The organism is Intestinibacter sp. (assembly GCF_051866655.1).
Classification (GTDB): Bacteria; Bacillota; Clostridia; order Peptostreptococcales; family Peptostreptococcaceae; genus Intestinibacter.
In genome coordinates, this window is the sequence record NZ_JBJDXL010000218.1 from 1 (window position 1) to 4,645 (window position 4,645).

Genomic DNA, 4,645 nt, shown 5'->3' on the forward strand with positions numbered 1-4,645 from the left:
AAAAAATAAAAAGGTTTTAATGAAAAAAATTGAAGGAATTTTAAAAAATATACAAACAGAAGAAGAACTTATAGATATTAAAAACAAACTTGCAAGTGTGATAGTAGAAGATAATTCATTGAAATCCTTATTGAGTAAAGATCATATAAGAATAACTAAGGATCGTTTAAATTGGGAAGAAAGTATGATTATGTCGGGTGAAATTTTAGTTCAAGAAAAAATTATATATGAAGAATACTTGAAAAAAGCTGTTAGTAATGTTAAAGAATGGGGACCATATATTATCTTGACAAAAGGAATTGCACTAGTACATGCTAGTAAAGAACAAGGTGTAAATGATGAAGCAATATCGCTTTTAGTATCTTCTAAAGGAGTTATGTTTGAAGGAGAGACAGAGCCTGTGTATTTATTGTTCTGTTTCTGTACAGAAGGAGAGATAGATTATATGGATTTATTTAAAGAACTTATTGCATTAGGTAAAAATGAAGATAAAAAACTTAAAATTATAAATTCAAATACAATAGATGAGATATATGAGGCTATTTTTAGTTAATAAATAAAAATATAAAAAAGATCTGCCATTTAGATAATAAGGCAGATCTTTTTTTACATATAAGTAAAATACATGAATAATAATTATATCACAAATACAGAAAATAAAAAGTATAATTTTCTCATAAAAAGAATAAACAAAGTTTACAAAGCGGTATTTGAAAAGATGATTTACTATAAATATTAGATGGAGTAAGATAAACACTTAAAAAAATATATTAAAATTATTAAAAAGCTAAATATATTAAAAAGTGTTTTTTATTAGTAAAATTTGAGAAAAAAAGCGAGAAAGGTATTTAACTTGAAGAGAAGGCTTTTACAAATTAAAATTAGAGTATAAAGAAAAGCAAGTTAATAAAAAATAAAAAAGGTTTGGATTAGGAGGAAAAATTTATGGAAACAGTAAAAATTATGGTAGCATGTGGAAGTGGAGTTGCAACTTCTACAATAGCACAAGATGCAATTAAAAAAATAGCAGCAGAAGAAAATATAGCAATAAAGATTTATAAAGGATCTTTAGCTGAAATACCAGCTATGCAAAAAGAAGTAGACGTAATATTAACTACTGCAAACTACAGAAAACAATTAGAAGTACCTCATATGAGTGTATTTGGATTAGTATCAGGAGTAAATGAAGAAATGACTAGAAAAAAACTAGTATCTTTATTAAAAGAGATTGCGAGTAGTAAATAAAAACTGGATATATTTTTTATAGCAGTATACAAAAAAGTAGAGCACTTGCTGAGCCAAGTGCTTGAAAATCAATATTACAGATATTTAAAGTAAAATTTTAATATTAATATAGAAAGGAGTTTTTTATATGGTTGAGATAATAAACAGTTTTGTACAACAGATAATAGGCATGGGAGCTGCTGTAATGCTTCCTATAGTAATACTTTTATTAGGATTATTCTTTGGAATGAAATTTGGGACAGCTTTAAAATCAGGATTATTAGTCGGTATAGGTTTTAAGGGATTATGTTTAGTTATAGATTTATTGACAAATACAATTCAACCTGTAATCGACTATTATGAAAAAATGGGTGGTGGATATACGACAATAGATATAGGCTTTGCAGCAGTTGGAGGTGCAGCTTGGACCGTACCTTTCGCGATATTTACAATACCTGTTATTATATTTATTAATTTACTATTAATTAAATTTAAATTATGTAAGGTCATGAATGTTGATATTTGGAATTTTGTTCACTTTTTAATTCCGGGTGCAATGGCATATGCATTATTTGGAAGCGCAGCATTAGGATTTGCAGTGACTGTAGTTTTATCAGTCGTAGCATTATATTTTGCTCAATGGGCAGCTCCTAAATGGGAGGAATTTTTCGGATTGGATGGAACGACTTGTACAACTTTATCTTTCGTAGCATTATATTATCCGATTGCTGTTTTATTAAACAAAATATATGATAAAATTCCAGGATTAAAAGATTTAGATGTAGATATGAGTAAAATTGAAAGCAAGCTTGGAATATTTGGAGATCCTGTATTTATAGGAGTTATAGTAGGAGCATTTTTAGGTGTATTAACTAAACAAAGTATTTCTAATATATTGACAATAAGTGTTGGAGTAGCAGCAGTTATGTTGTTATTACCAAGAATGGTTGGAGTAATGATGGAAGGTATCACACCACTTGGCAATGCAGCTAGTAAATATATGAAGAAAAAAGTAGGAGAAGATGCTGATATCTATATAGGAATGGATATAGCTTTAGGATTAGGAGATCCTTGCTGTATAACAGTTACTGCAATCACTATACCATTTGTGATACTAATGGCATTTATAGTACCAAATATGACTTATTTCCCATTAGGATTATTGACACAAGTTTGTTATTTAGCACCAATGATAGTTTTAGCATGTAGAGGAAATGTATTTAGAAGCTTAGTTTCAATGATATTATGTATGTTTGTAGTTGTTATATGTGCTAATACATTTGCACCTGAAGCTACAGCTATGATGAATGTTACAGGTGTACATGTAAGTGGAATGATTACTGATGGACAATTTGGATGGAATCCAGGAAATATATTAGTAGCATTAGCATCAAGATTATTACATTAATATTTTAAATAAATAATAAATTTGGGAGGTGTATGTATGAGTTCAAATGAATATGTAGTTATTTCTGGAAATGCAAAAAATGAAGAAGAAGCAATAAGAATGTGTGGAGAAGCATTACTAGAAAAAGGATATGTTGGTGAAAGTTTTATTTCAGGGTGTATAGAAAGAGAAAAGGAATATCCAACTGGACTTCCAACTGATATACCTGTTGCTATACCCCATTGTAAATCTTCAAGTGTTGAACAAAACAGTATATGTTTATTAAAACTTGATGAACCAGTAGTTTTTTATAGAATGGATGACGCAGAAGAATGTATAAAAACAGATATGATATTTAATTTAGCTATTAAAGATGCAAATGATCATCTTGGAATATTACAAAAACTAATGCAATTTGTTTCAGATTCAGATGCATTAATTGAATGTAAAGGGTTATCAAACTCAGAAAGTATAAAATTTTTAAAGGAAAAAATAGGATAGAAATTACAAAATTGCTGAAAAGGAGGATTAGTTAAGTGAAAAGACAATATAAATTATCTCCATCTATATTTGCTGCAAATATAGCTAATTTGAAAGAGCAAATAGAAATATTAGAGTCAAATAATATCGAATTGTTACATGTAGATGTCATGGATGGTCATTTTGTAGATAGAATGGCATTTGGGGCAGATCATATAAAAATGATAAAGGAAATGACATCTATACCATTAGATGTACATTTAATGATAGAAGAACCAGAAAAGCACTTAGACTCTATAATTAAAGCTGGTGCTGATATAATAACAATTCATCAAGAATCAACTACAAGATTATATAGTTGTTTACAAAAAATAAATAAAGCAAATATAAAAAGCGGTGTAGTATTAAGTCCAGGAACTAGTGCACAAACTATAGAAAACGTAATAGACCTAGTAGACATGGTATTGATAATGACAGTAAATCCTGGAGAAGGTGGACAAAGCTTCTTACCAGATATGTTAGCTAAAATAGAAAAAGTTAAAAAAATGGTTGGAGATAAAAACATAGATATAGAAGTCGACGGAGGAATTGACAATAAAAATATCGATTTATGTAGCAAAGCAGGTGCAAATGTATTTGTATCAGGGGGATATTTATTTAATGGCGATATGGGCGAAAAAATTAAAGCATTGAGAGAAAAATTATTATAGGAGGTAAGCTATGAAGGCATTAGCATTTTATGATAAAAGAGATTTAAGATATGAGGAAGTAAGAAATCCAAAAATAGAAAAGAGTACAGATGTTATAGTAAAGGTAAAGGCAGTAGGAATATGTGGTTCTGATATAGCTAGATATAGAGATTTAGGACCTTATATAAAAGGTAATGTATGGGGACATGAATTTTCAGGTGAAGTAGTTGAAGTTGGAAGTGATGTTAAAAATGTAGCTGTTGGAGATAGAGTAGTTGGAAGTCCTGCTATGGTTTGCCACGAATGTGAACACTGTAAAGGTGGAGAACCAGCAAGATGTGAAACTTTATCAGCAATAGGGGCATTAGTTCCAGGAGCGTTTGCCGAGTATATAAAAATGCCTGCTGTAAACTTAGTAAAAATGAACGATGAAATGACATATGAAGAAGGAACTCTAGTTGAACCTGCTACAGTTGTTTTACATGGTTTATATAAAATGGATATACAAATGGGAGATGAAGTTGCTGTAATGGGTTGTGGAAATATAGGATTAATGGCAATTCAATGGGCCAGAGCATTTGGTGCAAAGAAAATCTATGCAATGGATATAAATGATGACAAACTTCAAACAGCTAAAGAGGTAGGAGCAGATGTAGTAATAAATACTATGGGCAAAGATGTTCATGATGAAATAAGAAAATACTGCAATGGTGTAGATTTAGCTATAGAATCAGCAGGAAATCCTATAACAGCATCACAAGTATTAGGTTTACCTAAGAAAGGTGGAAGAGTATTATACCTTGGAATACCATATGCAGATGTTAATTCACCTAGATTCTATTTTGAAAAAATATTAAGAAATGAA

General features: G+C 29.6%; 6 protein-coding genes. All 6 read left to right on the plus strand.

What is annotated here, in order from left to right:
- On the plus strand, window positions 1-553 hold a 553-nt coding region (locus tag ACI3VO_RS06625), incomplete at its 5' end, for a PTS sugar transporter subunit IIA (RefSeq protein ID WP_439757148.1).
- A gap of 392 nt (window positions 554-945) precedes the next feature.
- Window positions 946-1,245: a PTS sugar transporter subunit IIB gene (locus ACI3VO_RS06630; protein WP_439757149.1), complete on the plus strand. Its 300-nt coding sequence runs from the start codon at window positions 946-948 to the stop codon at window positions 1,243-1,245.
- A gap of 127 nt (window positions 1,246-1,372) precedes the next feature.
- A complete protein-coding gene (locus ACI3VO_RS06635) occupies window positions 1,373-2,632 on the plus strand; it encodes a PTS transporter subunit IIC (RefSeq protein WP_439757150.1) in 1,260 nt (419 codons plus the stop codon).
- 36 nt (window positions 2,633-2,668) lie between these two features.
- Window positions 2,669-3,112 carry a PTS sugar transporter subunit IIA gene (locus tag ACI3VO_RS06640; protein WP_439757151.1) on the plus strand — a complete coding sequence of 148 codons (444 nt, stop codon included), beginning with the start codon at window positions 2,669-2,671 and terminating at the stop codon, window positions 3,110-3,112.
- Window positions 3,113-3,147: 35 nt separating this feature from the next.
- On the plus strand, window positions 3,148-3,801 hold the full coding sequence (gene rpe / locus ACI3VO_RS06645; RefSeq protein ID WP_439757152.1) for a ribulose-phosphate 3-epimerase: 654 nt from the start codon (window positions 3,148-3,150) through the stop codon (window positions 3,799-3,801).
- Window positions 3,802-3,811: 10 nt separating this feature from the next.
- Window positions 3,812-4,645, plus strand: an 834-nt coding sequence (locus tag ACI3VO_RS06650) for a galactitol-1-phosphate 5-dehydrogenase (RefSeq protein ID WP_439757153.1), incomplete at its 3' end; no start/stop codon positions are given.